This window comes from Brevibacillus halotolerans (assembly GCF_026891775.1).
GTDB lineage: Bacteria > Bacillota > Bacilli > Brevibacillales > Brevibacillaceae > Brevibacillus_B > Brevibacillus_B halotolerans.
Genome location: NZ_JAPTNK010000001.1, coordinates 282213 through 307268, shown reverse-complemented (window position 1 = coordinate 307268; position 25056 = coordinate 282213). Strand labels below are relative to the sequence as shown.

23 protein-coding genes and 1 tRNA gene are annotated in these 25056 nt (G+C 39.0%); 8 read left to right on the top strand and 16 right to left on the bottom strand.

The genetic code is table 11. The features are described from left to right. Positions 1–49: 49 nt before the first annotated feature. The 4 genes from O0550_RS01300 to O0550_RS01285 all read right to left on the bottom strand — a co-directional run bounded on the left by O0550_RS01300 (position 50) and on the right by O0550_RS01285 (position 3389). On the bottom strand, positions 50–1090 hold the full coding sequence (locus O0550_RS01300; RefSeq protein ID WP_258425489.1) for a sensor histidine kinase: 1041 nt from the start codon (positions 1088–1090) through the stop codon (positions 50–52). Next, positions 1080–1793: a response regulator transcription factor gene (locus tag O0550_RS01295; RefSeq protein WP_101667551.1), complete on the bottom strand. Its 714-nt coding sequence runs from the start codon at positions 1791–1793 to the stop codon at positions 1080–1082. Before O0550_RS01295 ends, O0550_RS01300 begins: the two co-directional genes overlap by 11 nt. Positions 1794–1952: 159 nt before the next feature. Next, complete coding sequence (locus O0550_RS01290) at positions 1953–2090, bottom strand: hypothetical protein (RefSeq protein WP_003339069.1); 138 nt, start codon at positions 2088–2090, stop codon at positions 1953–1955. A gap of 18 nt (positions 2091–2108) precedes the next feature. Continuing rightward, on the bottom strand, positions 2109–3389 hold the full coding sequence (locus O0550_RS01285) for a helix-turn-helix domain-containing protein (RefSeq protein WP_258425488.1): 1281 nt from the start codon (positions 3387–3389) through the stop codon (positions 2109–2111). Positions 3390–4033: 644 nt separating this feature from the next. Here O0550_RS01285 and O0550_RS01280 point away from each other — a divergent pair. After that, positions 4034–4243 carry a sigma factor gene (locus O0550_RS01280; protein ID WP_258425487.1) on the top strand — a complete coding sequence of 70 codons (210 nt, stop codon included), beginning with the start codon at positions 4034–4036 and terminating at the stop codon, positions 4241–4243. 125 nt (positions 4244–4368) lie between these two features. On the opposite strand, the gene O0550_RS01275 is transcribed toward O0550_RS01280, so the two are convergent. The 4 genes from O0550_RS01275 to O0550_RS01260 all read right to left on the bottom strand — a co-directional run bounded on the left by O0550_RS01275 (position 4369) and on the right by O0550_RS01260 (position 8713). Then, the gene (locus tag O0550_RS01275) at positions 4369–5541 is read right to left on the bottom strand and encodes a hypothetical protein (protein WP_258425486.1); all 1173 of its coding nucleotides are present in this window, start codon (positions 5539–5541) and stop codon (positions 4369–4371) included. Positions 5542–5765: 224 nt separating this feature from the next. Next, the gene (locus O0550_RS01270) at positions 5766–6791 is read right to left on the bottom strand and encodes an acyltransferase family protein (protein WP_396125598.1); all 1026 of its coding nucleotides are present in this window, start codon (positions 6789–6791) and stop codon (positions 5766–5768) included. A gap of 187 nt (positions 6792–6978) precedes the next feature. Next, positions 6979–8208, bottom strand: coding sequence for a cation:proton antiporter (locus O0550_RS01265; protein ID WP_003339076.1), 1230 nt, complete (start codon positions 8206–8208; stop codon positions 6979–6981). A gap of 7 nt (positions 8209–8215) precedes the next feature. After that, complete coding sequence (locus O0550_RS01260; RefSeq protein WP_003335176.1) at positions 8216–8713, bottom strand: cation:proton antiporter regulatory subunit; 498 nt, start codon at positions 8711–8713, stop codon at positions 8216–8218. 315 nt (positions 8714–9028) lie between these two features. On the opposite strand from O0550_RS01260, the gene O0550_RS01255 reads away from it, so the two are divergent. Next, positions 9029–11047: a methyl-accepting chemotaxis protein gene (locus O0550_RS01255; RefSeq protein WP_242401297.1), complete on the top strand. Its 2019-nt coding sequence runs from the start codon at positions 9029–9031 to the stop codon at positions 11045–11047. A 209-nt stretch (positions 11048–11256) separates the two neighbouring features. Next, complete coding sequence (locus O0550_RS01250; protein ID WP_035317854.1) at positions 11257–11595, top strand: TM2 domain-containing protein; 339 nt, start codon at positions 11257–11259, stop codon at positions 11593–11595. A gap of 140 nt (positions 11596–11735) precedes the next feature. Here the strand turns inward: O0550_RS01250 and O0550_RS01245 are convergent, their stop codons facing one another. Beyond that, positions 11736–13085 carry a methyl-accepting chemotaxis protein gene (locus tag O0550_RS01245; RefSeq protein ID WP_258425485.1) on the bottom strand — a complete coding sequence of 450 codons (1350 nt, stop codon included), beginning with the start codon at positions 13083–13085 and terminating at the stop codon, positions 11736–11738. Positions 13086–13382: 297 nt separating this feature from the next. Here O0550_RS01245 and O0550_RS01240 point away from each other — a divergent pair. After that, positions 13383–13458: transfer RNA gene (locus O0550_RS01240), tRNA-Ala, on the top strand. A 406-nt stretch (positions 13459–13864) separates the two neighbouring features. On the opposite strand, the gene O0550_RS01235 is transcribed toward O0550_RS01240, so the two are convergent. Further along, positions 13865–14521 (bottom strand): DJ-1/PfpI family protein, encoded by a 657-nt coding sequence (locus O0550_RS01235; protein WP_258425484.1) that lies wholly within the window; start codon positions 14519–14521, stop codon positions 13865–13867. A 354-nt stretch (positions 14522–14875) separates the two neighbouring features. Between O0550_RS01235 and O0550_RS01230 the strand changes: the two genes are divergently transcribed. Beyond that, positions 14876–15598 carry a copper amine oxidase N-terminal domain-containing protein gene (locus O0550_RS01230; RefSeq protein ID WP_003339082.1) on the top strand — a complete coding sequence of 241 codons (723 nt, stop codon included), beginning with the start codon at positions 14876–14878 and terminating at the stop codon, positions 15596–15598. Positions 15599–15775: 177 nt separating this feature from the next. Here the strand turns inward: O0550_RS01230 and O0550_RS01225 are convergent, their stop codons facing one another. Further along, on the bottom strand, positions 15776–16327 hold the full coding sequence (locus O0550_RS01225) for a GNAT family N-acetyltransferase (RefSeq protein ID WP_101667542.1): 552 nt from the start codon (positions 16325–16327) through the stop codon (positions 15776–15778). Positions 16328–16634: 307 nt separating this feature from the next. Then, positions 16635–18653, bottom strand: a complete 2019-nt coding sequence (locus O0550_RS01220) for a serine hydrolase domain-containing protein (protein ID WP_258425483.1) — start codon at positions 18651–18653, stop codon at positions 16635–16637. An 820-nt stretch (positions 18654–19473) separates the two neighbouring features. Between O0550_RS01220 and O0550_RS01215 the strand changes: the two genes are divergently transcribed. Continuing rightward, positions 19474–19824 carry a BLB8/JUQZ-1 family protein gene (locus tag O0550_RS01215; protein WP_258425482.1) on the top strand — a complete coding sequence of 117 codons (351 nt, stop codon included), beginning with the start codon at positions 19474–19476 and terminating at the stop codon, positions 19822–19824. Positions 19825–19976: 152 nt separating this feature from the next. Here the strand turns inward: O0550_RS01215 and O0550_RS01210 are convergent, their stop codons facing one another. The 4 genes from O0550_RS01210 to O0550_RS01195 form a co-directional block, all read right to left on the bottom strand. Continuing rightward, entirely contained in the window at positions 19977–20372 is a 396-nt protein-coding gene (locus tag O0550_RS01210; protein ID WP_181747248.1) for a hypothetical protein, read from the bottom strand. Positions 20373–20413: 41 nt separating this feature from the next. After that, the gene (locus O0550_RS01205) at positions 20414–20608 is read right to left on the bottom strand and encodes a helix-turn-helix transcriptional regulator (protein ID WP_003339088.1); all 195 of its coding nucleotides are present in this window, start codon (positions 20606–20608) and stop codon (positions 20414–20416) included. 258 nt (positions 20609–20866) lie between these two features. Continuing rightward, positions 20867–21904: a methyltransferase gene (locus O0550_RS01200; RefSeq protein WP_258425481.1), complete on the bottom strand. Its 1038-nt coding sequence runs from the start codon at positions 21902–21904 to the stop codon at positions 20867–20869. 207 nt (positions 21905–22111) lie between these two features. Then, on the bottom strand, positions 22112–23134 hold the full coding sequence (locus O0550_RS01195) for an aminoglycoside adenylyltransferase domain-containing protein (RefSeq protein WP_138976919.1): 1023 nt from the start codon (positions 23132–23134) through the stop codon (positions 22112–22114). Positions 23135–23176: 42 nt separating this feature from the next. Between O0550_RS01195 and O0550_RS01190 the strand changes: the two genes are divergently transcribed. After that, entirely contained in the window at positions 23177–23803 is a 627-nt protein-coding gene (locus tag O0550_RS01190) for a YdcF family protein (RefSeq protein ID WP_236867730.1), read from the top strand. A gap of 490 nt (positions 23804–24293) precedes the next feature. Beyond that, positions 24294–25013: a thioesterase II family protein gene (locus O0550_RS01185; RefSeq protein ID WP_003339093.1), complete on the top strand. Its 720-nt coding sequence runs from the start codon at positions 24294–24296 to the stop codon at positions 25011–25013. The last annotated feature ends 43 nt before the right edge of the window (positions 25014–25056 follow it).

Below are 25056 nucleotides of genomic sequence, written 5' to 3'. Positions count from 1 at the left end.
AGTTTCATGATAAGCAGACGAATTTAATTGCCTCTTAATTCGTTCTTAATTAATTCTTAAATTCCATTCCATGCTGCTTTTGCTTGGGAATAGAAAAGCCAAAGGTCGTTTTTATTTCCGGCTCACTCTCGACCCATATCTTTCCTGAATGCTTTTCTACAAGGCTCTTAGCTATAGCCAAACCTAGTCCACTACCCCCATGTAATGAGTTTCTCGCGCGATCTGTACGATACATCCTATCAAATACATGAGGTACGTCTTCCCTAGAAATCCCCGGACCCTTGTCCCATATAGACAATTGGTACTCTTTGTCGGTCTCAGTCAATTCAATGCCTAGCACTTTCCCCTTTTTCCCATACTGCACAGCATTTTTGATCATATTATTCATAATTCGGAACAGACTCAGACGATCAGCCACGATCAGGCATTTCTCTTCAGGAATGCAGACCTTCAGCTCCATCTGATATGTTTTTAGCTCAGGCAAAAATTCAATTAATGATTCCCTAACCATTTCAGCAAAGTCGAGCAATTCTAGCTGTAAAGGGATTTCATCCGCATCTAATTTCGCCATATGGAACATTTCATCAATTACATGTTTCAAACCGCTCGATTTTTTTGAAATGATCTCCAGATATTCTCGTCTCTCCTTGTCTGAAGTTGCCACATTATCCTTTAGAGCATCAACATATCCAATCATAGAAGTAAGAGGAGTACGAATATCATGCGAAATACTAGATAAAAGACTTCTTCTGGCTGCTTTTGATTTTATCGCCTGAACTTGAACTTTTTCTAGCTGGTCAATTAATTCGTTCATGCAAAAGATCATTTCATTAAATAAGTAATCCTCATTAGCCAATAATCTTGTCTGGAAATTTCCATGAGTCGCACGTCTTAGCTCCTCAATCATCCTCTTTACTTTCGCCAGGAATTCGAGCCTTATGACAATAAGAAGTCCTGTTATCACAAATAAAACAGTAAATAACCCTCCTCTCAGGAAGCCTTCAGTCAGTCCCTTTACATCTATAAATAGGAAGCATGTCATGATGATGAGCTGAAGGAGAAGAAGGAAGGTTATTTTGTCATATCTCATTTTTTTCACCTACAAACTTATAGCCAATTCCCCAAACGGTCTGAATATACTTTGGTTCGGATGGATTCGCTTCTATTTTCATTCTCAGTTTTCGAATATGTACCATAACCGTATTGTCATCTTCTACGTATTCACTATTCCAAACCTGACGAAAGAGCTGTGTCTTCGTAAAAACCTGTTCAGGATGGGAAGCAAAAAATTTCAGTAGTTCAAATTCCTTGGCTGTTAAGCTTATCATTTCTCCAGCTAAATGTACGGTATATTTTTTAAGATCAATTGTAATGCCTTTAAACGTTAGTAATGTGTTTTCATGAGAACGATCATCGCTCCCTAGTATTAGAAATCTTCTCATAATAGCCTTAACTCTGGCCACCACTTCATTTATACTAAAGGGCTTGGTAATATAATCATCTGCCCCCATACTCAGACCCAAAATTTTATCAATCTCATGATCCTTAGCAGTGAGCATTAGAATCGGAATGTTCGTTTTATTTCGAAGCCTTCTGCATACCTCGATCCCATCAATCTTTGGCATCATTACATCTAAGATCAGGAGGTTATATTTCTTTTTTTCAAACATCTGAAGAGCTTCTTCTCCATTTACTGCCACATCAACCTGATATAACTCTCTTTCCAAATATTTGCGTAGTAAATCTCTAATTTCTTTTTCATCATCGACAATAAGAACCCGAATCTCTTCCATATTTTCACCCGCTTCTTTTCTCTTCTACGCATTATACCATCTCCGCAGGCAAAGACCTTACTTTCGAGAGGACGAGAAATACTGCGTGATGACATGATTTTTTGGCCAAAAAAAAAGAGCGCCTCATTGCGATAGCGCTCTTATCGAAAATTCATAATATTAATGACCAGGATCAACTACAGTTGGAATAACTTTAAAAGCAGTTATGTTTGAGCCCGTTGTTTTGTGTAAAGGAACCACATTCATCGCTACTAATAAAGTTAAGGATAATACCGTTGCAGCAACCGTCTTTTTCACTCCATTTTCCTCCTCTAGTTACCATTTTTTTCTTACAGCCCCATTATACACTTCATTTAATCTTTTTACATATTCAATATCTACTGACATTAAATTTTTTGCAAAATATTCAAAAATATGTTTCATACACTCTGTTAATTCCTGATAGGCATTCACTTTTTTAAATGTACCTAAACTCAACAAATAGCTTTCTTTTCCTTGCTCAGGAAATCCGCTTTCCATCATATAATTCCCTTTGAATTGGTAGAATGTTCCGATCGAAATATGCTGATAGGGAGTTTGAGGATGATGAAGCATACATTCCTCTTCTTTGGTCAGCAATTCTGCAATAGAAATCATGTCGCTCGTTTGAAAATATGCATCAAATAATTCATTCGCCACATGTATTTTAAGGTCCTTGCTAACCTCAGCTAGACAATCCTTTAACATGGGAATCGCTACATCAAATTGCTTCGTTTTTGCTTTCACAATAGCACGAGTAATTTTCGTAGCATCCGGGACAAAATGATACGGGTATTGCTCGAAAACATCCAAATGATGCTCTACTTCATCATAATTTTCTAAAAATAACAGAGAGTTAATCATAGCTAAGTGGGCTCTCGCCTTTAATTCTGTTCCCGGGGTTCCTTCTTTCAGGCCCAACTTACATAACTCGATGCACTCAGCAAATTTCTTCGTGTTATGAGCATGCAATGTCATTCTAAAATAAAAAGTTATTTTCTCTTCATCAGATAAAAAATCCACATAATATAATGATTCTTCTCCTACTCTAAACGATTCTTCCAAACGTTTCAAATCTTCTCTCTCAATTAAGTATTTTTGATATAATCCTTTTGCAATATACATGGGTACTCCATGGCCTCTGGCATAAGTAATAATGATATTATAGAGGGTTAACCGAATGTCTGTATTCATGTTCTTATTCGCAAGCTGGTATAAATGTTCTAATAGTGTATATGTATCCTCCTGAGGAGACTCAAGAAGTTTATTCGCCACTTTTGTGAGTAAGGAAAGGTTGGAAATTTCAATGGATTCTGATAAAAATACATCCAGCACACTCACTCGTTGTTCCATTTCAATACAACATTCAATGATCTCCTCGCAAGGGATTTCTAAAACATCTGCGATTGGTTTTAAGGTTCGTAACTCTGGACGCTTCGTCTCACCACTTTCTATTTTGGAAATAACCCCCTTACTAACCCCAGTCACTCTGGATACCTCTGATAAACTGATGCCTAGCTCTGTTCTTTTTGCTCTTATCAGCTCCCCGATTGTTTGGGTAGTTTTACTGTCGACCATATGAATCCCCTTCCTATATTAATAGAACGTAGCATTTTTTATTAATTTTAACCCTTCTGTATATTTCTGTAAATAACAATAAAAAATAATGGATTGATTAATGGTATTTTATTATGCTCAAAAGATTTTTACCTGATAGATTCCATTCCTATGAATTGAAGTTTAGAATTGATCACGATTCACTAGTTATAATTCAGCAGGATTTTTGGGGTAATACATGCGCGCTAACGGAATGTCCTGAAGCACGAAAAGGCTGCCGATAGTCCCCCGCCGACAGCCTTTCATTTCAGCACAAGCTAGTACATATTACGTAGGGTACATTCACTCTACTTTGACTGCTAAAAGATATGTTCTATGTATATTCAAAACAAATCACCGCTTTCCAAATCCCGATCGTTCTGGAAACACACACTGTAAATGAATCGAACAAATAGGCAGAAAATGTTTGCGGTGTTGTTCTATCTCGTCATAAAATACGTCTTCATACGCTGGAAAAACCTTAAAAAACGCTTGAGAAATTTTTATTTGATAACGCCGCTCCCTTTTCAAAGTTTGTTTCTCTAGCCGTATATGTACATAAACACGAAACATTTCATTTATTATAAATTCACTAGAAACCACTAGCAATATTCTGTCTTAACAAATTGTTTACAAATGCGATTCAAGATTTAATTCACCAATATGGGGAAAGCGTCTTCCCTCTAGTTTGTATGATTGTCAAAAACCATGCACTGGCAGAGGATATTACCCAGGAGGTATTTATCAAGGCTTATCGCAGTGTCGAGAGCTTTCGTGGCGAGCTTCCCTGTTCCGAAAAAAGCCTCCTATCAAATGAATGTATTTCGCCGCTTTGAAGAAGAACATACATATAGCGGCTCTATCCCCATCATACCGTAATGACAAAAATAACAGACCAAAGGCCAGATATTCCATTACTGGGGACCTCTGGCTTTTGGTTCATTTTGTATAAGCTAGTCCTTTAATTCTGCTTTTGCTTTAGCTCTGGAAGCAGCTTATACACTTGATATAAAATTTCTGTTCTCACCTTAACTAATTCAGAATATGCATACAACGATTTCATTTTCGCGAACTTCTGCTGGCTTTCTGATGTCGTTTCATTTTGGCTAAAATCATGTAGTGTAAACATGGTAAAGGTCTCTGCCCAGTCCTCTACCACGTTGGTGATGGCATATTCGGATACAAATTCCTGATGATAGCTATCGTAGAAGACCCGTTTAGCTGATGCATCGGTCTCTACATTTGTCTGTTCCCATTCTTTTTCATACATCGACCAGAATTGTTGATAAAATTTATTTAGATAGGAATCCTTTTTCGTGCAGCCTTCTTTCACATGTAGGCTGTCACACTTTACGTTATTTTCTGGCTGACTCTGACTCGCCCGCGCTTTTGGTTTATCATGTTCTATGTAACTTTGCATCTGATCCTCTCCTAGCGAGATCAGATGGGCAGTCTCATGGATCAGTTCTTTAACTAGCTGTGGATCAGCTTTATGGAAATCTAGCGCATCCATCGCCAATCTCCATTTATTCGAACCATCCTCTGATTGAATTAGATTCGCAAGGATATGCTGTTTCCCATCTGTCATCACCGTGAATTCTGTAAGCTGTTTTCGTTGCTCCTTAGGAATTAACGCCTTATAGAAGTTCCACATCTCATGATGCAGCCGAGTATCTTTTTGCCATTTTTCAAGCTCCTCACGCTTTAGATCAGTTGCAAAAGAGTTGCTCCTCCATTTTTGGGTATCCAGCTTTTGCTGATACGGCTCTACTAATTCATCTTGTGCATTAATCTTGTATTTCATCAGCACTTGTGTTTCAATAGCATTTTGTCTTTTTGCGTCGATGGATAAGCCTTTCTCGTTGGCTTTCGACTCAGCGTTTTTATCCTTCTCATACTCTTCCATCGAAAGTAACTCGGGTATGTTTACACTGATTTCCTGAACCAGTCTATTGCCTAGCTCTATGCAATCTTGCTCATCAGTACAAATGTTTTGTATGTCTGTTTTATTCATCGATTCTAGCTGTTTGGGTTCAGAGTAGGCTTGTTGGGCTTGCTGTTCCACAGACTGACAGCCCAGCAATAATAGGAGCAAGAACGCGGACAGACAAGCTGCCACTTCTTTTTTATTCATGAAAACCTCCATGTATTTGTCTTAGATGATAGCCCGCCTATCACAAGCAGAATGCACGTAGATACAAATCTGCTAAGAAGAAGGGAAACAAAAATCACTTATCTATTATAAACGTTACGAATGAAACAAAAAAGAGACGATGAATTACTGGTTGAATATCAGAGCCAAACGTCGGCAAATAAAAAATGGCTGATGCATCCTGAACACATGCATCAACCATTTTTTTACATCGAGCCTTCTATTTGTCTAATCTTCCGCCGTTTATGTGTCTCCATCAGGTTCATCATTTTAGACAAAAGCATGGAAATTCCAAAGGTGATGCAATAAATAATGACTAAATAAACTAGCGTATACCACGTGCTTTCAAAAATCCAAGCAATATCACCTAGATAACCTATCAGTGTCTTATTTACTATAATCGTAACAGCCGAGTGTGTCAGGTATATGAAGAAGGTCAGACCTTTACGAAAGGTCAAAGGAATATACTCTGCCCAATCGAATAGAAAAAGTAAGCCAGTAAGCAACGTAACAAGTGTCGCTAATACAAACCGCATATGAACAGCCACGTAGGTTGTTTCAGATAGAACAAACAATATGGCACTAAATAAGGAGATTCCAGCAAAGCCTACCAGAATAGGCTGATTATTCTTCATGAAGAGAATGATTTCTTCCCTGTACCAATATATGATATGTCCTAAATAAAACGTGAAAATCCAGGTCGGGAAAGCATGCCGTGTACTCAGTCCAAGCCAAGGCTGGTGTAGGTAATTAATATACACATATTGAAATATCATAAACACCCAGATCAGCACAAGAATATTCTTTTTGTTAATAATATTCCTAAAAATGTAAGCGAATACATAATATTGGCACAGCATGAAGATAAAATAAAGCTGTCCGCCTGTTTTACCAAGTATGATATTTAGAAACTCAGTTCCTTGTGAAGGGAGCTGTTCCGTTAATAAATAGTGATACAAAACACCAAATAAAAGGAACGGGATAAAAATATAAGTAATTTTTCCCGAAAAAAAGCTCCAGCCACTCCCCTTTAATCGTTCTAGGGATCTTGCAGTAAAAAATCCAGTAATAATTGCTAAAAATACAGTTCCATAACGGCTGATTTGATTTAAAGCAATAACCCAGAATGGATCAGTATAGTTGAGCACTAATGCGGTATAATGCCCAGCAAATACTAGAAATGATGAGAGCAACTGTAGTATAAACAACGATTTGACGATTCTCGAATCCATATACATATTAGTCTCCGATTTCTGTTTTTGTATTTGTTTTACTCTTTGTTTTTATCATTCTATCAAATAAACGTGGAATTTCTGTGGAAAACCAATAAAAAAAAGAACTTAGTCCAATATGTACTGAACTAAGCCCCATTATTTAGCCTTCTCTATACTTTAAGCCGAAGCCTGTATTCTCTTCTCGTTATGAGTTTTCAATCTTCTTCTCTGCCTTTTTTGCTGTTTTTTGACTCCAGCCAAAAATCTTGTTCATAAACTGATACACATACTTAGATTCTTTGGTGAGTAAAGGTCCCAGTATAGCAAGAATCAACACGTATAAGGCAGAAAACGGTTTTAAAATAGGCATTAGCCCGCCTGCAATACCAAGATTCGCTACAATAATAGTAAACTCACCGCGAGCCATTATCGTAAGTCCAATATTACTAGATGCCTTATGAGACAGTCCAGAGCGTCTACCTGCAATCATACCGGCAACGTAATTACTCACTACGGTTAAAATAACAACACCTAACGCAAGCCAAATGGCACCGCCTAGTGTTAATGGATCAATACTGAGCCCAAAGCTAAAGAAAAATATGGCTCCAAAAAAATCACGGAATGGAATAACGAGTTTTTCAATGCGTTTGCTGTGCTCTGTCTCTGATAATGCTAAGCCGAATAATAAGGCGCCGATTGCTTCTGCTACGTGAATGGTTTCAGAAAAACCAGCAACAAAGAATAAAGCTGCAAACACCACAATGATAAAAATTTCATCTGAAGCAATATTAAGTAGTTTATTTAAGATAGGGGTTCCCTTACGCGCAATTACAAAAAACAATAGCATATATCCGATTGAAATGAGGACAGATAGAATGCTTCCTCCAATCGATGTCGCCCCACCTAGCAACAATCCTGACATAATAGAAAGGAATACCGCGAGGAAAATATCGTCAAAGAGAATTATTCCGAGGATAAGTTCTGTCTCTGAGTTTCCCGTCCGCCGCAAATCTACTAAGATTTTGGCTACAATCGCACTGGAAGACACTGACACAAAACCAGCAATAATTAATGTTTCTAGCATTGGGAACCCTGTTATAAAACCATAGAGAAGCCCCAATACAAAGTTAAGAGCTACATATATGGTTCCACTAACGGCTATAGATTTCCCTGATTTGATGAGCTTACCGACTGAGAATTCCAGCCCAAGATAAAACAGTAAAAACAAAACGCCAATCCTACCCATAAAATCAATGATTCCCTGGGATTCAATAAAGGTAAAATCAAAAATCCCAATCGTAGGAGCATGTGGCCCTACTATCATTCCCAAAACAATTAAAAATGGAATAATCGAGAATTTTAATCTTCCCGCCAGCAATGCTGCAATCGCTACCAACAAAAGTGCCGTTCCGACCTCAAATACCAAATGATCCATCTATATTTTAGTCCCCCTCGTTCGATAATAATTCACGAATCGCCGCCTTTAAATGAGTTCTTTCCCCACTTAGGACTAACGTATCTCCAGCTTCTATAATCGCCTCAGGTCCCGGATTCAGAACTTTTTTCAAATTCTTTTTCAGAATAGCAATCACAGTCACACTGTACTTATTGCGAATATCCACCTCCAGAATCGACCGATTAACCGCTAAAGCATTTGGTGATACCTTAAACCATTCAATTACTAAATCATGAAATGCCATTTCTACTGTCTCAAGCGCTTTTGGCTTATAAACGACTCCTCCTAGAATCTCAGCCACTTTTCTAGCTTCGGCATCGTTAAAAATAACACTAGAAATACTCTCGTCGTGATCATCTGCATCGAATTGATAAATCTCTCTTCGACCATCATCGTGGATAACGATAACCACTTTTTCATTATTTCTTGTAATCATTTCGAATTTTCGACCGATGCCAGGTAGTTCAATTTCACGAATATCCATTGCTGTAATGCCCTCCTCGCTACATAAAAAATAATGTAGAATCTGTAATCAGTTTACCCTTTTTATTACGAAACATTACTATTGATCATTTCTTGGGCTGATTACTTTTTTGGTATACGAATCAAGCCCGAAAAAGTTTCATAATTCCTATAGGTTTACTTATTTATAAATAAAAGCACTTAAATAGCTTGCGTATTTTTTTATTTTTGCTATTTTACACATCTGTAACAAATTGTCCATAAATTTTTTAATGTTAAAGTACGAAAATGTAAAGACACTGCTTGTTTTAACAAGTGTAAAAATGGAGGGATTATTTTGAAATTGAAAGGAATCTTTCAGTTTAAATCGATTAAAGGGCAGCTATTATTTATGATTTGTGGCTTGCTGATCATTACCTGCTTAGGACTTACAAGCCTTTCTTTTTTTGAAGCGCAAAAGCAAATGGTCACAAGTGCAGAGGAAATGCTTTTGCCTCTTGCCCAACAAGCAGCGGGAAATTATCAGGCTCAATTGACAGATGACATAACATTTGTAGAAAGTTTAGCAGCTAGAGAAGCAGTTAAAAAATATCAAACAGATTCAGCAACAATTAAAAAGAATCTTGATACCCTAGTAAAAGAGCATGGTGCAATAGATTGGGGTATTGCAGACGCTACAGGTAAGACCGTGATTGGTAGTACTGAAGGGAAAGATGTTAGTAAAAAGGTCTATTTCCAAAAAGCATTAACCGGAGCTTCAAATACATCAGACGTATTTATCGCCAGCCAAACGAAAGAACCTATTATCGTGTTTGCTGCACCTATCCGTACGGGAAATCAGATCATTGGTGTTGTATACGTCGTTCAATCTGCTGATGAATTGGTAAAGTTTTTGTCTACGCTTAGTTTCAGTGAAACAGGACAAGGCTTTGTTGTAGATAAAACCGGAACGATTGTCGTCACTGATGATATTCCAAAAATGAAAGAACAAGAAAACTTGATTGTGATGTCTCAGACCGATGACAGCTTTAAAGAACTCGCTACCATTTTGTCCGATTTGATTACGGGAAATGCTGGTTCTGGCTCTTATCATTATCAAGGAATAAAAAAATATGTTGGATACGCCCCGATCCCTCTTACAGGCGGTGGAATTGTGATCTATATCAATTCCGATGATCTACTTAGCGGCATTACTAGCATGCGAAATTATTTAATGGTAATTTCTTGTTTATTCTTGTTAGCTTCTATTGGTGTTGCCTATTGGTATGCTTATACGCTAAGTCGTTCCATCCACTCCTTTAAAGACATTCTAGGAAGAATGGCACAAGGCGAGCTAAACACGTCAATCGATGACAAGCTACTCAAGCGTAAAGACGAGTTTGGTGAGCTGTCTCACATGCTACAAAATATGAAAAACTCCTTTAGTAATTTAATTGGTGTTGTACAAAAGCAATCGACGGAAATCGATCAATCTTCTCAGAGCCTAAGTAACGTTTCCAATGAAATGAGCACTGCTACGGAAAGTGTATCAATCTCCATTCAAGATGTAGCAACGGGTGTTACTTCCCAAACAGAAGATTTGATTGAGATCGGTGAGACTCTCAGCTCGTATGGTACACAATTAGATGAGATGGTGCGTGCGATCGAAGAAGTAGACACTAACGGAAAAAATATTCATACGTTAGCAAATGAAAGTAACGAAAACCTGAATCAGCTCATCACATCGGTCGATGAGGTTAATCTGGTTTTCCAGGATTTCATCAATAATATTGTCACAGCCAACGATAACCTAAAGGATGTTCATCATATCACTACTGTCATTAATCAAATTGCTGAACAAACAAATCTATTAGCATTAAACGCAGCTATTGAAGCAGCAAGAGCAGGGGAATCTGGCAGAGGCTTCGCTGTTGTGGCCGATGAAGTACGTAAACTAGCAGAGCAATCCCGCCAGTCTTCTCAAATGATCGCAGACATGATTAGCGCGGTATCTGCCGATTCAGATCAAATGCTTATGAATGCAACATCAATGAAAGAAGCTATCTCCGGGCAAAAATCAGAAATGGACACAGCCACTGCCTCTTTCCGTAACATCATGGCAGAAATTGACGTCATTAATCCTAAACTGGAGGAACTTAGCTTATCTGCACAGCACATGCAGCAGCAAAAAGAAGATATTATCTCGAAAGTGGAATCCAGCTCCAGTATCTCGCAGGAAGTCGCTGCCTCCTCAGAGGAAATTGCGGCTACGTCCGAGCAAGCCTCCGCTTCTGCTCAGGAAGTACATGCTACCGCTAGTACGTTGGCTAACATGACGAAGCAGTTGCAGGAAGAACTGAAGCGATTTAAAGTTTAATTTGTAATGGAAACACCATTCCTTATGTATTTTGTGGTTCATTTTGCGATTTTGAATATTTTTAGACATCCACCACAAACAAGCAAATTTATTCATCCTCCCTCATAGAATAGATGCATATGCCCAAAGAATTTGACAGCCACGAGCTGTCTATTCTTTTTGATGTTATAAAAGCTTGGGTATGTGCTCATTCTGTCGGGAGGAATGTCATGGATAATTTGACTGCAAGGCGAAACTTAACTACCAATCAACAACTTATGGTAAACGCAGAATTTGAAAAACGAAAAAAATCAAAACTGATTACCTATCTTCTGTGGATTTTTTTAGGCATCTTCGGAGGTCATCGATTTTATAGCGGTGACAATGGAATTGCTATTGGTATGCTCGTTGTTTGTGTCATCAGTTGGTTTCTTATGTTTATTCCAATTACTGTTTGGGCCATTATTGATGTTTTTCTCATCGGAAAACGCATTGATAAGCTTAATGAACAGTTGGAAACAACGATTATTCAAAAGGTAAAAATGATTAACATTGTAACAACTACATAAGGTTGTGCAGGCACTGTATAGGAAATGAAGGCAATTAATCAGGTTTAGTGATAATAAAAAGCTCTCTGGACGTTTAATTCGGCCTAGAGAGCTTTTTTGAATATAGAGATTTATAATAGGAAAATATGGCGTTTGTGCTGTTACATCATTTTCTCAATAAATTGTACAACTTCACTAGAAGCCCGCTCTAGCTCTGCTTGATAAGCTTTAGCTCGATGTTTATCGCCATTCTGAAGTGCGACAGCAATCTCTTTTGCTAAGCGATGAACATTGTGATGCGCTTTCTCAAAACCAGGCTGTAATGCTTTTGGAACACGATCTTGCTCTAGCTTATACCAACGCCCTAATCGACATGCCGTATGATCTATCACTTCATGAGGATTTAATACCTCAAATCCATAAATCGCATTGTATACCTTCCACACCCACCAAAGATGATCTTGAATGACGACCTGCTTTAATAAATCAGGATGGTCATGCCAATCATGTTGCTTCCCATACTCCTCAATGTTGTATAGCCTATTCTGATTTATTTTTTGCGAAAGCGCATTCACTTCTATTCCCATATTTCGCAAGGATTCACTAGATTCTGAAATCTGTTCCACGATATTATGTATATGCTCGTCAATTTCGCGAGTAGCTGCGGCTTGTTCCTCCGTAATGGATGCGATATTACTGGTCTGTGTCTCAATGCTGCGCATCTCCTCAATCATATGCCGCAAAGAAACCTCCGCCTCCGTAGCCTGATGAGCCCCTACTGCCACCTGCTGTTGTGTTGCTTGCACCTGTTCACGCATTGTCAGAGATGTTTTCATGACCTCTTCCATATGAGTAGAAATATCCGCCAGAGCACGCTTCGTCTCCTCAGCCAGCTTTCTCACTTCCTGCGCAACGACAGCAAAGCCTCGCCCGTGCTCACCCGATCTTGCTGCCTCAATCGAAGCATTCAGCGCTAGTAAATGGGTTTGGTTAGAAATACTCTGAATGGTATCGACAATTTTATGTGTTGAGATAATACCCTGTTGCAAGCTGTCGAAGGTATTATTCATAGAACAAACGGAATTTTCTACCTCACGAAAGATAGCCAGCGATTCACTGATACTCTTGCCACTTTGATATGCCTTGTTTGTTGTCTCTTCGGTAAACTGCGCCATTTTGCTTGTACTTTCGGCTACGTCCACTACCGAACAAGCTAATTCCTCGGAGGATTTACTCACGTGAATGGCCCGCTTCGTTGTCTCTTGTAGCTCGTCTAAAAGCTTGCCGCTTTGACTTAGCTTCATATTTTGTTCGTAGAGACCAATACTTGTAAGCAAGTGATTATGTGTATCAGCTTCTATCAATGAATGTGTACGGGAAACAGAATTCATATTGGTAGATGCTATAGCTGGTGAAGTGCCTGAAGAAAAGCGGGTTTTCGTCTGCTTCTTATCTACTTCTGATGATTCATGTGCTGGTGATGGTTTTTTTTTATTCCAAATTGTAAACAAGGTAACTCCTCCTTAGGCTTGTTGGGCTTGGGCATGATCGATATTCGATCGTATAACTGGGTAACTCGTTTAAGTGTTTTCTGGATTGGAAATCGGAATTACTGGTCGATTGTAGCAAATAAGTTAGTAAGAGGTATATTTCCGTTCCTTTCCAGTTGTCATCAATGTTATCGGAATATTTTAGTCTTATATTTATAATATGTACATGTTTGAATGATAAATGGCAAAATTTTAAGTTTTTTTGTTGCATAAGAAGAAGACACTATGCTATACTTTTTCCATAAGTTCACTAAATGTGGGCCCTTAGCTCAGCTGGGAGAGCGCTACACTGGCAGTGTAGAGGTCGTCGGTTCGATCCCGATAGGGTCCACCATCATTTTTTATCATAGCCAAGATTAATCCAGATTCTTATCCTTGGTAATCGCTAAGTTCAGAGGAGAACAATCGGATCATTTAGCTGCTTACACACTTTTATAAAACGTTTCTTTTCGGTGTTAGTTCACTCTTCACTCACCCGTGAATATACCGAAAAGGAGCGTTTTTGTTTTGGCAGTAAGGGACTTACTCCTATTGCCCCCAGTTAGGCCAAAAAAGCATCATCCTTTCTATGAGTATAAAGAAAGAATGATGCTTTTTTTGTATGTAGATATCTGTTTTCATGATAATGACGATAAGCTGGAGCTACATCGATACCACTTAACATTGGTATACTTTTCACAGTAACTGGTTGAGGGCAAACTCATTAAGCTCAGCTAGATTACTTACGTCTTATATGTGTTTTATAATTCAGGCTCTTTATTTTCAAGCTTTTGAAGCATCGCTCGTAATTGTTCTACCATGGAAGCTGGAGCTTTCTTTAGTGATCCAGTATCAAACGGAGGCATAGGATCGTATTCCATAAGCAGTTGGATTGATTTGCTCATCTCTTCTCCTGATTCCCATGCTACTAGCTGAAGGGCCATGTCGATACCGGAGGAAACACCGGCCGCTGTAACGATTTTGTCCTGACGAACCACTCTCTCATCAGTTGGGATAGCACCAAGGGACTGAAGTAAATCTAAGCAACTCCAATGACTGGTTGCCTTCAATCCCTTTAGCAAACCTGCCGCACTCAAAATCAGAGAACCGGTACACACCGATGTGGTCCACTTCGTCGTCTTATGTATTTTCCGAATCCAATTCAATGTGTCTTCGTCATTCATCAAAGACTTATAGTTAGGAGGGCAACAACCAGGGACGACAAGAATATCAGCAGATGTAACCTCAGAAAAACTAAAATCCGCATGCAAATACCCCATTTTAGAATCAAGCTTGATTAAACCCTTATCTTTGGCGACAAACTTCACTTCGTTGCTCTTTACACTAGCAAATACTTCATACGGCCCTATTGCATCTAGCGCAGTAATCCCATTGTAAAGCATAATTGCGACTTTCATGATATCTCTCCTCCAAACATAATGATTTATCAACTCAAAACCATTGTACTATACCCCTCTATAGTATATTCGTGTCAGTTTTGTGAAGAGCACATTTCCACGTTGGGGCTTCTTTTGTTGCTGATTACTCAATCCCGACTACATCATTGTCATAAATTCCCTAAAAAACATTTTGTTTTGACATCTGCATGACTTCTTTCTTTTGTAAAATGACAAGGGTTAGCCAAGGAGTTGAGGTTCTAAATTGTTAGAACCGGAAAGAATTTCAGCATTTTTCTATTCTTACAACAGACAAACTTCTTGCTTTGGTACAAAATTCAGCACTAGAAAGAACGATTACTTGGAGGGATCTTGATGTTTAAAAAGAAGGCAATTCTCGTATTATCCTCTGCTCTATTAATTGGGGCACTACCTGCGACAACTGATGCAGCTGTTATGAAAAAAACGGTACAAGCTACGTATAATAATGTAAAGGTAAAACATAACGGCTATGAGGTTTCAACTCCAACCGAACCATTTATTGTGAATGGCACAACTTACATTCCAATTCGTATGATGGCAGATGTGTTCAACAAAAACGTTGATTGGGATCAAGCAACCTACACAGTATCTGTAACAGACCGTGAAGACCCAACCTTCTCTTCATTGAAATCTCAATTGGCTACCAAAGACGCTAAAATTGCTGATTTGGAAAGAGAATTACGGGATGCTCAAGATGAATTGGATAAAAGCAAAAAGAGTAGCAAAAGCGACGATTTAGACGATCTTGAATATGATATCCAGAAAAAATACGCTGACTGGGAAGATATTGACTGGGATATTACCCTATACGGTGATGAAGATGATATCGAAATCACGATTGAGTTCGATAGGGACGAGGACGGAGACCTGTACGATGATCTAGATGAGGATGATTTAAAGGATTTTGTAACAAAGATTTGTAAAATGGTATGGAAAGATTCTACCTTTGAAGATGCAGACATTACAGGTACCATTACTGATACCGATGAAGATGAAGATTTGTATGATTTCAAAGGAAAAGCATCCACTGGTAAGATTACGCTTACGGAAAACTAATAAAGCTAACATGAGAAAGGGCGACCTATTAGGATCGCCCTTTCTCATGTTAATTTCTACTTCCCATTATAATTCCCATTTATGTAACAGCAAGGTACTTCCCTTTCTGGTTACGTAAAGGGGATCTTACTCATTATTCAGGATACCAACTATATGCTCTATCTCAAGAGAAATTCTTTATTCCTTTTCAAGATACTCTTTTTTCAGTAACGAAAACATGTGTAAATCAACATACTTTCCTTTTGATTTTTGGTGTTCTCGTAGCAGTCCTTCGTGAACAAAGGAGAGCTTATTTAGAACCATCTTTGAATTGACATTCTCTGGTTCAACCTTTGCCTCAATTCGATTAAGCTTATGGACATCAAATCCATAGCGAACCAGCGCCTCTAGGCCTTCTCTAGCATAGCCCTTCTTCCAAAATGGTCTCCCCAAATCAAATCCAATCTCAGCTCGATTATCTTCTCGATCTATATAATTAAACCCGCAAGTTCCAATGACTTGGTTTGTTTCCTTTACTACAATGGAATAACGATATGCTTTCCCTTCCTTCCCTAAATCAAGGAGGAGTTGTATCATTTCTTTAGCTTGATCAACCTGTGTAAAGGAAGAGATGTTCATATGCTTTGTTACTTCCTCATCTGACCAATAGCGATATAAAACCTCTGCATCTTCAAGCGTCATTTCCCTTACTAGCAATCTGTCTGTTACAATGATTACTTCTGTTTTCATGGTCTTACCTCCAATGTTTTATACGTTGAGTAAGAAAAGACCATCAGCTACCTGGCATAACTCATTCCCTTCATAAGAAAAATATAAAGCTACAGACATTATTACGTATTTCTTCTTTTATAACAAGATATTTTTCTAAATAATCCCAGCTTACTTCCTGAACTTTCTCATAACCTGACTACAAATAAAACTCCACAGAGAATCCTTCTGTTCTCTGTGGAGTCATGTGTATCCTCTGCTCCTTAGACATACAGTCCTTCTTAGGCGTCAAACCTTGCAAAGGTAGCAGAGCTGCATTTCTCCTTTCCTATTCGCTCGAAACAAAGCGTTGTGCAAATAAGCTGATCAGTGCAGCCGCCTCCTGACGAAGCATTGGCTGCTTGGATTTATAATCGATTTCTCCTCGACTATTTGGTTTAACCTCTGGACCGTACAAGCCCTTTGAGACTACATAGTTAACTCCATCCATAGCCCAGGAATCTGTTTTGCCGCTTAAAGACACTTTTGCAGAAGGAGGTACCTGTTTTTTATTGGCCACCCGCCAAACGAGTATTGCCGCCTCTTCTCGGGTAATCGGTCTATTTGGCTCAATTCGTTGATGATTTGGGTTTTCTACGAGCCCGTAATCTAGAGCGCTTTGAATTTCCCCAGCGTATTCATTACCAGGTAAATCCTTAAACATTGGCGGTTTTTTAGAAGGCGGAACTCCTATAACGCGTAGTAATTGAGCAATAAATTCTCCCCGAGTAATCGGCTTTTCCGGGTGAAACTTATTGTCGGGAGTTTCAACTAGATACCCAAGCTGCTTAGCATCGTAAATATATTTGGCAAATTCGTGGTCTTTAGCGACATCACTATATGGTTTTGGCTCCGGTCTCTTTTGCGCCCAGCTATCCACCTTATTGTAATAAAAATAGTCAACTGAGCCATTCGGATTTGCTTTAAACGCAGCTTTCATTCCTTGCTCATCTTCAAACAAAAACGGGTCCTTTTGCCGAAACTTATGATTACCTAAAGGGTCTTTAACCATCAGTTGTCCATCATCTAATACATTGACTCGAAACACCCAATACGGGGAACGTAAATCCTGATAAACGCCGACAAAGCGTTGCAGCCCTTTTTTGGTGGTTTGTACATCTACCTTATCTTCTACTGGTTTCGGATAGTAATGATCCATAAACGCTTTGAACAGCTCTTCACGAAAATTCGCCCCATCTCCATTAAAAACAACAAATCCCCCCACCTTCTTTTCGGGTAAAAGCCACATCCAAGAATGGTATCCAGGCAAATCCCCGCCCTTGCCTATCACAGCTTGTTGATTGTAATGGTTTTGGAAAAATGTTTCGAATCCGTATGCGCCATTTTGAATTTTGGGGTGGAGATTATGGCGAACCTGATGCATGGTTTTTGCCGTTTTTTTCTGCAAAATCTGTTTACCTGCAAGCTTACCACCATTAAGATGAGCGATCATGAACTTCGCCATGTCACCTGCAGTCGATAGCATACTCCCGTCTGGTGCATCTGTAGGAATCGAGCCATATTCAGGAATTGGTTTTTTTGCGCCATCATATGGAGTAGCCAGATTAGCATGTATATCGGGTCTCATGATAAAACTACTGCTATTCATGCCTAGAGGTTTAAAAATATGATTTTCCACATACTGATGAAATGGTACACCGGTCATGCTCTGTACAATGTATCCTAGCAAGACGAAAGCATAATTGTCATACCGAAACACCTCTCCAGGATTGGATACAATGCTTGGAGCATTCTGTTTAACAAATTCATCCAATGGATAATACTTGTTGGGTGATTCTGTATCCATAGAAGGAAGATCGGTATACTCAAAGCCAGTCATATGTGACATTAAATGATCCAAGGTGAGCTTTTTGCCTGTTTTATTGTTGAGATTGAAATCCTTCAGGTACTCCTGAATGTCCTTATTTAGGTCTAGCTTATTTTGTTCGACGAGCTGCATAGCTGCTGTGGACGTGAAGATTTTAGAAATCGAAGCGATACGAAATACAGTAGAGTCTGGATCAACAGGCCGCTTTTTCTCCAGATCAGCATATCCATAGCCTTTCTTGAACAATACTTGGTCATCCTTCACGACAACAAAAGCAGCACCGGTGAGCTTTTCTTTGATTTTGGGACGGTTGAAAAATTGATCAGCAAACTTCTCTACTTCTTTTGCATTCGTGGGCCCAGTCGGGTTTACTTTCGTCTCCGCTGCATAAATCATCGGTGTAGCAATCAGTGAAAAAATAAGCAGGGTCAGACCTAGTAGCTTACATATTTTTAACCGAAGCATTTCATGGATAGGCATAGATACTCTCCTTTTGGTTTTATTTTCACGTACATGCCGTTTCGTCCGACATTCCATTCGTTCTGAGTTCGTCTAGAAGATCACAAGATCACTCCTTTTGTAAGAACTGACATGCGTTATCCTTTTGTGAGCTGTGAGATTTCTATCACGAAGCTACAAAAATAGCTGTCGTAACCAATAAAGCTTATTCCCGTTCGTTGTATGCTGATTAGAGTCATAAAAATGTGTTTTATTCTACATCACTGTGGCTTTAGTGAGGTGATGGCATAGGCTTTTTCTTGCCTATCCTACGGGGTATAAGTCGAGGTAAACATTAGGTTGTGCTCCCTGCTCTGTATTATTAATCTGTTCGAATGCCAGTGAATCACTTTTCCTTTATCGCGAGCACATTATCAAGAAACACTCATGGCAATTCGAGGCGAGGGGTCATTTCCCGAGAGGAAGCGAGGGCCTCATCCTCATGCTTAAGAGGGAGGGCTTCGCAATCAAACGAATCCTTTTATACAAATCAAAAATTCCTCCATCTGTTCTCAGGCTACAGGTCAAGGATTTGCGAAGAAGCTATGGTAAAAGGTAAAAAATCTATTCCTTAGTTTGCTAAAAGAGTAAAAGGCATATGCGTAGTAGCTTGCCACTCTCCAATAGACATCAGAAAATCCTTATAGAAGCTTTTCATACTTCTTGGTCGTAAACAAAAAGCTAGTATAAAAAGTAATCGGATTAGAGAGCTTTCTGATTTTTATGGATTTAATTTACATAATTTGATTTTAAAGGTAACATAGTTGTTGTAATATTCAAAAATGTAAGGAGGGCTTCCTTGATGAAAAAAGCTGTCTCAACATTATTTGCTTTCTCTTTAGCTCTTGGGATCACAGTAACACCATTTTTACCAGCATCAAGTGCAATGGCTACACCAGCCAAACACTCTAGTAACGTCTCAGCATCAATTCGCACCTCTAATGAAACATGGAATCTTGGCTCACATATCAGAATAAGCACGAAGGATGGCTGGTCGCAAAAAGTATTTCAAAGCCGTGAGGTTATCAAGGTTGAATACGATAGCACGACACAGTTTAATAAATTTACCGCAGTTCAGCCTGGCAATGCGTCCATTTATGTCTACAAAAACGGGATGTTGAATTATATCCGAAATATAACTGTGCCCTACTAATCAGGATTAGATACAGGACTGCATACAAAAAATCTCTCTGATCGATTAGAGAGATTTTTGGGTTCTAATATAAAATTTAATCTGAAGATATTCACACATTGGTATTTTACTACCTGCCAATCTTTTCATGATAAATCCACGCTGCAGGATCGTTAGCGAAATCGTCTAGAGACGATAAATTCAACTGCCGGTAAAATAACGGTTGATGCACAAAGCACCAGGAACAAAGACATATTTTTTATGGGCTGATGAGAATGGAACGGAGCTTCCTCGCATAGGAAAACAATAAGAATTACGATCATCAGAGCAAAATAACTAATCTTGGCACTTTTACATGTGATTAACTGACCTAGCTCATCCCGTTGCTCTTCTGCTGAATTCCATGAAATTGTATTGAAAAAAAACATCAAAATAATGGGGATACTAATCAGGTCACTGAATCCTAACTGCTGACCCTGCATATATTTAAAAAGGTTATAGCCTACGATAGCAAGCACTGCGATCCCCGAAATAATTCCCCCAATAAGTCTTTTATTTCCAATTGACATCTGACGCACTCCTCATCCTTCATTGCTAGTCTTATGACTTTTCATTTTTTAAACAAAAAAATGGTATCAACACTACCGCCCAATACATAAGAAAGCTGGAAAGCAAGAACCAGACTGGGATCGTATTTGTTATTTTCAATTGCATTTATCGTCTGCCTTGAAACATTGCATGCTTTGGCTAAATCATCCTGGGACAGCCCAAGCGCTTTCCGATATTCCTTTATCTTATTCTCCATGAAATCCCCTCTCAAAAATGTAAAACACATTTGACATCATCTTACTAAGAAAGGAATGTAAATGTCAAATATATTTTACAAAACACTTTCCCCCTGCCTGCCCCCTCTCAATCATAGGATCAATCCAAGTTCACTACAAAAAAAATGCCTGAAAGCGAAAATTCCTTCGCTTCAGACAGCAGTATCAGCCCTTCAGCTCTTACCTAAAAACATAGGGGCGTTTTATTCCTATATTTTTTCCATGCAAGATAAAATACTCTACTTTGGATAAATCTCCAGTAAAGAAATGCTCATCGGCAGTTTAATCGCCCTGTGAATAAACAATCCGCTTGCCTCGCATAATTGGGAGTATTCTTCCTGCGTCCGTTCCTTTCCTCCCAGTAGAAGTAGCATTTGTAAATCAAGGAATTTCGCCAAATCTTTTGTGTCTCCTTCTTCAATGACGGAATCAATCACTAAGAGTTTACTGCTATCCCCCATTGCTTCTCTACATTGCGTAAGAATTTCAATCACTTTCTCATCATTCCAATTGTGTAGGATATGCTTGAGAATATATAAATCTCCGCCTTTTGTAATCTCTTTGAAAAAATCACCTACTACAAATTCGCATCGATCAGATACTTGTGCCTTATTTAGGTTAGCTAAAGCGAGTTCACGCGCATAAGGCTGATCAAATATGATCCCTTTACTATCCGATGCTTCCTTTAAAATCGCTGTAAGTAATTGTCCATGATTACCTGCCACATCTATGATTTGACGATAAGAGGAAAAATCGTAATTGGCTAGGATTTGTTTAATCTGTCGTTGTGTATTATGAGACATCGCTAGATTAAAGATATCTCCAGCTTTTTTATTCTCTGATTGATTTAAATATTCATAAAAGGATTGCTTGAAGGTTTTCTCGAAGGATGATTCGCCTGTTTTTACACTCGTCAGTAATTCCGGTAATAGGTTCCACATTGGTTGTCCACCTAACATCAATGCCATGGAATGTAGTGAACCCTCCACATCACTTCTTAACCATTCAGCCATTGGCGTCAACTCAAAGATTCCCTTTTCGCTTTCTTTGAAAATATCCATGCTAGTTAAGGAGCGTAGTAGACGATAAAGAGCTGATTCATCTGTCTGTGTTACTTGAGCGAGTTCACCGATACTTTTTGCCCCATCCTTGAGATGATCAGCAAGGTGTAAATCTGCGGCTACATAGATCGCTTGAAACATGAAAGGCATAAATAGTTTCTCAAGAAGAGCTACATGTGCCGGCATTTCGGCTGTATCCTTTTCCTTTAAAAACATGAACAAGCACCTCCCATTATTTAGATGAAACATTCATAATTATAACTCTATTGTCATTAAATGTATATTCGTAAAACAAAAAAAGACGCACAAAAAATGTGAATAGTAGCTTCTCCATGCAAAATCCACGTTACATGTTTTTTTACATAAAGACGTTACGTTCATCATCTATGTTACGTCTTACTATTTGTGAGAGATTAATTACCTTTAATCCAATGCAAGCTTCTTTACAATCGAAACAAACTCTAGCAGCTTATCCTTTGGAGCGAGATCCGTACCGGTTTTTGCCACCCTAACTGCATCTGGTCGTTTTTCCCATACACGTAGCGCTCTCTTGATGATGACCTTTCCGAGAGCTGGCAACTGAGACAATACCGATTCAGCAGCGGCTTGCTTACTCACAACTTCACCGGTGCGCATCGTATATAGAATCCGGCACAGCGTTAGTACCGCAAAAACCTGGTCATGTAGACCTCGATTAAAATAATGCTCCCTATTTATTTCAAAATACAGTAGGTTCCCAATCATGTTATTCGCTAACTCCGAGGCTGAAACCTCTGGTATTATTTCAGTTGTAGCTGGTCCTAGCAAAGGGATTCCATGATTACGTAATAATAGTAATGTAATGGCGTTCCAATCTCGGGGCGATTTGACTAAATAAGCCCCCTCAAAACACTGGGCGCATTCGCAGCGATTATGTAATGGTAGCCGATGTGCCGCGAGGAAATTTCCTTCTAGCTTAGCGAGAATTGGATATATAGCCATCTGATCGAAAAATAGCTTTTCGATCAGCCACATATCCACCTCTTGTAAATCGCCATCTGTAACACAGAGGAAATCAATATCACTCTCGCCAGGAACATACGCATCTAACGCAATAGAACCATATAGATAAAAGCCGATGAGCTGTGATCCAAGGAGATTTTGCAGCCCATTCAGAAAGCTTTGAAGAGGGCGCTCAATTTCGTTTGGCAGCTTTTGTACTCTTTTAGAAGAGTGAGACGCAGCAAGCCGATCATCAGAATGGCAAGGATCAAACGAATGGTTAGCGTTTCGATAGGCCGCTGAAGATAAAAATCCTTTTCTTTTGTTTCCACGTATCAATTTATCAAAACCGACATTCGTAGGCGCAGAAGAAGCATATACATCATCTGGTGCCGACTGATCGGATAAATCTTGAAGTACGCTTGTGGTTACATATGCAGTTTTACTAGGTTTTGACCAAGTCATTTCCATCATCCTATAATTCTATTGAATAGTGAGGCGAGTAAATTGTTACTGTTCCTAAAAAAAGGGATGCTACGCGTGGGAGTCCCTATTTTTGTATTGGCCATCCTATGGTTTAGCTTCATCTTTTATAGAATGGCTCAAGTAGAACGTTCCGCTGTGCCACTGCCTGCCGATGTTGCGATTGTGCTTGGCGCCGCTGTCCATGGTGATCAGCCCAGTCCCGCCTTGGCAGAACGTTTAGAAAAAGCATTCGAGCTTTATCAGCAAAAATACATAAAATCCATTATTGTTTCTGGCGGACTTGGAAAAGGGAAAGAGCATAGCGAAGCTGATGTTATGAGTACTTATCTTATAAAGAAAGGGGTCCCTGCCTCCAGCATCTACCTAGAAAACAAGGCTGTAAATACGCTAGAAAACCTCAGCTTCAGCCAGAAAATCATGCAGGAAAATGGCTATCACACAGCATTGATCGTAAGCCATAATTATCATTTAATGCGTGCTATGGAAATGGCCAATGTATTAGCAATGGATGCATACCCGGTTGGAACCGACTCAGCAAGCATCTATATCCCTTACTATCGTGTAAAGGAAGGCTTTGCGTATACCAAATGGATCTATCATAAGCTTTTGGTACTGCCTGCCCAAGAAAAGGCGAAGGGAAATAAATAGTTTCCCTCTCTTTCATTTTCGGTCAGATGTTTTAAAAATAACAGAGACTGAATTCCCATGAATTCATGCAAAAATATCTATATATTGCTAGATGATTTTTCATATTCTTTTAGAATACCGTACTTTTTTTACATTAGCCGCTATTTTTTTCACTAAAAGTGTATTTCACCTAGTTCTTTACTCATATTACCTATCGATTTAACTAAAAAGTCATAGTCTTTTTGGATTATGTATCTGATATCCCTTCCATTGCAGAACTAATCCGTACTTTTTTAAAAATGTATTCGCATTTGATGCTTCCAATTGGCATACATTTCTTACCGGCATTTTCACTTTTGTTCCCTCCGCTTCTGATTGCATCATATTTTAGGGCACAAAAATGAGCAAAAAAGTAAAAAATACCCTTCATTTATTGTATAATGTAAAAATACTGACTTATCAAAACATATATCCTGCAACTAGTACTGGTAGGAAAACAAGGAGGTTACAAGTGTCAACCAAAATGAAATTATTTTGTATCCCTTATGCCGGGGGATCTGCTAGCGTATACACCAGTTGGAAAAAAGCTTTTCTCCCAAATATAGAGCTAATTCCTATTGAGCTTGCCGGGAAAGGAAGTCGGTTTAACCAGCCTCTGTACGAAAATATAGAGCAAGCGGTGTCCGATATTTTGTCGTTCTTACAGAGTAAATTAGATTCCAGCCCGTATGCATTGTTTGGTCATAGCATGGGGGCCTTGCTCGTTTTTGAAGTGCTTCATGCTTTAAAAGAGCAAAATGCTCCTATGCCAATCGCCACTTTTTTCTCTGGAAAAAATCCTCCCCATATCGCACCCACAACGAATCGCCATAAGCTTGAAGGCAAAGCGTTTTGGGAGGAAGTTAGATCAATGGGCGGGACTCCAGCCGAACTGATGACAAGCACAGAGTTAATGGACATCTTCACGCCTATTCTTAAACGAGATTTTAAATTAGTAGAAACGTATGCACCTAATCTGAATAGAGAGCTTATTACCACACCTGTTACGGTTCTCTATGGGACAAAGGATGACACCGTATCTGTAGATAAAATGACAGAATGGAGTAGACATACAAGTGAAGATATCAGCTTTGCCACCTTTGACGGCGGGCATTTCTTCATTCAGGAGCACGAGCAGGCTGTGATCAGCCTAGTTAATCAAACCTTGCTGTCAACTATGCTCAAGGTATAAATGATACGTTAGCTACCTCATCTTACCTATAAAAAAGGCATTT

What these genes read in the sequence shown, in the direction of transcription:
- O0550_RS01300 (WP_258425489.1), bottom strand. Translation starts at nt 1,090, where the DNA reads ATGAGATATGACAAAATAACCTTCCTTCTTCTCCTTCAGCTCATCATC.
- O0550_RS01295 (WP_101667551.1), bottom strand. Translation starts at nt 1,793, where the DNA reads ATGGAAGAGATTCGGGTTCTTATTGTCGATGATGAAAAAGAAATTAGA.
- O0550_RS01285 (WP_258425488.1), bottom strand. Translation starts at nt 3,389, where the DNA reads ATGGTCGACAGTAAAACTACCCAAACAATCGGGGAGCTGATAAGAGCA.
- O0550_RS01275 (WP_258425486.1), bottom strand. Translation starts at nt 5,541, where the DNA reads ATGAATAAAAAAGAAGTGGCAGCTTGTCTGTCCGCGTTCTTGCTCCTA.
- O0550_RS01270 (WP_396125598.1), bottom strand. Translation starts at nt 6,791, where the DNA reads ATGGATTCGAGAATCGTCAAATCGTTGTTTATACTACAGTTGCTCTCA.
- O0550_RS01265 (WP_003339076.1), bottom strand. Translation starts at nt 8,208, where the DNA reads ATGGATCATTTGGTATTTGAGGTCGGAACGGCACTTTTGTTGGTAGCG.
- O0550_RS01260 (WP_003335176.1), bottom strand. Translation starts at nt 8,713, where the DNA reads ATGGATATTCGTGAAATTGAACTACCTGGCATCGGTCGAAAATTCGAA.
- O0550_RS01250 (WP_035317854.1), top strand. Translation starts at nt 11,257, where the DNA reads ATGGATAATTTGACTGCAAGGCGAAACTTAACTACCAATCAACAACTT.
- O0550_RS01235 (WP_258425484.1), bottom strand. Translation starts at nt 14,521, where the DNA reads ATGAAAGTCGCAATTATGCTTTACAATGGGATTACTGCGCTAGATGCA.
- O0550_RS01230 (WP_003339082.1), top strand. Translation starts at nt 14,876, where the DNA reads ATGTTTAAAAAGAAGGCAATTCTCGTATTATCCTCTGCTCTATTAATT.
- O0550_RS01225 (WP_101667542.1), bottom strand. Translation starts at nt 16,327, where the DNA reads ATGAAAACAGAAGTAATCATTGTAACAGACAGATTGCTAGTAAGGGAA.
- O0550_RS01220 (WP_258425483.1), bottom strand. Translation starts at nt 18,653, where the DNA reads ATGCCTATCCATGAAATGCTTCGGTTAAAAATATGTAAGCTACTAGGT.
- O0550_RS01215 (WP_258425482.1), top strand. Translation starts at nt 19,474, where the DNA reads ATGAAAAAAGCTGTCTCAACATTATTTGCTTTCTCTTTAGCTCTTGGG.
- O0550_RS01210 (WP_181747248.1), bottom strand. Translation starts at nt 20,372, where the DNA reads ATGTCAATTGGAAATAAAAGACTTATTGGGGGAATTATTTCGGGGATC.
- O0550_RS01205 (WP_003339088.1), bottom strand. Translation starts at nt 20,608, where the DNA reads ATGGAGAATAAGATAAAGGAATATCGGAAAGCGCTTGGGCTGTCCCAG.
- O0550_RS01200 (WP_258425481.1), bottom strand. Translation starts at nt 21,904, where the DNA reads ATGTTTTTAAAGGAAAAGGATACAGCCGAAATGCCGGCACATGTAGCT.
- O0550_RS01195 (WP_138976919.1), bottom strand. Translation starts at nt 23,134, where the DNA reads ATGACTTGGTCAAAACCTAGTAAAACTGCATATGTAACCACAAGCGTA.